Origin of the sequence: Novosphingobium sp. B-7 (genome assembly GCF_000410615.1) — a bacterium.
In the GTDB taxonomy this organism is placed as follows: Bacteria; Pseudomonadota; Alphaproteobacteria; order Sphingomonadales; family Sphingomonadaceae; genus Novosphingobium; species Novosphingobium capsulatum.
Window position 1 is genome coordinate 1,490 of the sequence record NZ_KE148325.1, and the last position, 1,162, is coordinate 2,651.

Below are 1,162 nucleotides of genomic sequence, written 5' to 3' on the forward strand. Positions count from 1 at the left end.
GTGGCATAGAACGCGGCGAGACATGCGTTGTAGCGCGGATCGCTGACCGGGATTTCGGTGGTGACCGGGTATTCCATGGGAATTTCCACGGCATCGGCGCGCAGCAAGTCTGCCGCGATGCGCCGCGCCTGGCCCGGCCGCCCGGCCTTGCGGAAATAGGCGATGTGGCGTGTGCCGCGCACCAGCCGATCCGCACGCACGCTCAACAGGTCGGGCGCGCCGGGGCCCAGGCCAACGCCGTGGATCGTGCCAACCGGCGCAAGGACTGGCGCGCTCATTCCGCGTCGCTCGCCAAGGCGTTGATCGCGGCCACGGTGATCGCGCTGCCGCCCAGGCGCCCTTCGACGATGCAACACGACACGCCGTGCCACGCCCACAGCGCGGCCTTGGATTCGGCAGCGCCGACAAAGCCAACCGGGCAACCGATGATCGCGGCCGGGCGCGGGCAAGCCGGGTCTTCCAGCATGGTCAGCAGGTGGAACAGCGCGGTGGGCGCATTGCCGATCGCCACCACGCTGCCGGCAAGATGCGGTCGCCACAGTTCCAGCGCGGCGGCAGAGCGGGTGTTGCCCATGGCCTGGGCCAGGGCCGGCACTGCCGCATCATGCAGCGTGCACAGCACCGGATTGGCGGCGGGCAGGCGCGTGCGGGTGACGCCTTCCGAAACCATTCGCGCATCGCACAGGATCGGCGCTCCCGTGCGCAGCGCGGCGCGCGCCGCCGTGGCGAAATCGGCGGAAAAGCGAATGTGCGGCGCCAGTTCCACCATGCCCGCCGCGTGGATCATGCGCACCGCCACTGGCTCTTCGGCGGGTGAAAAGCGCGCCAGATCGGCCTCTGCCCGGATCGTGGCGAAAGACTGGCGATAGATGGCCGCGCCATCGGTTTCATAGACATGGGGCATTGGGCAGCTCCGCACTGGGGCAACTTGCAAACTGGTCGAGCGCTTGCTGGGCGGTGAGCGGCGCCTGGCACGGCGGCGCGCCAGCGGCGGCATCACGCGCCAGGTCGAACCGGCCATCGGCCCGGCCGGTGAGCACAAGATCGGTGGCGCGGGTGCAGGCACAGCCCTTGGCACAGCCCGATACGTGCAAGCTGCCGCGCACATGCGGCGCCAGGGCGATGGCAAGATCGCGCGTGGGCACATGGGCCTGCGGGCAGG

Annotated in this window: 2 protein-coding genes and 1 pseudogene; all 3 read right to left on the bottom strand. The window is 70.1% G+C overall.

Features of this window, described 5'->3' with window-relative positions:
* Positions 1 to 278, bottom strand: a 278-nt coding sequence (locus H926_RS34630) for an SAM-dependent methyltransferase (protein WP_043609027.1), incomplete at its 3' end; no start/stop codon positions are given.
* Positions 275 to 904 (bottom strand): precorrin-8X methylmutase, encoded by a 630-nt coding sequence (locus tag H926_RS0110280; RefSeq protein ID WP_022676220.1) that lies wholly within the window; start codon positions 902 to 904, stop codon positions 275 to 277. The genes H926_RS0110280 and H926_RS34630, both read right to left, overlap by 4 nt.
* A pseudogene (locus tag H926_RS33215) lies at positions 888 to 1,162 on the bottom strand (hypothetical protein); the annotation flags it as partial. The pseudogene H926_RS33215 and the gene H926_RS0110280, both read right to left, overlap by 17 nt.

Excerpts from the sequence above, each read along its gene's own strand:
- H926_RS0110280 (WP_022676220.1), bottom strand. The coding sequence starts at position 904 with ATGCCCCATGTCTATGAAACCGATGGCGCGGCCATCTATCGCCAGTCT.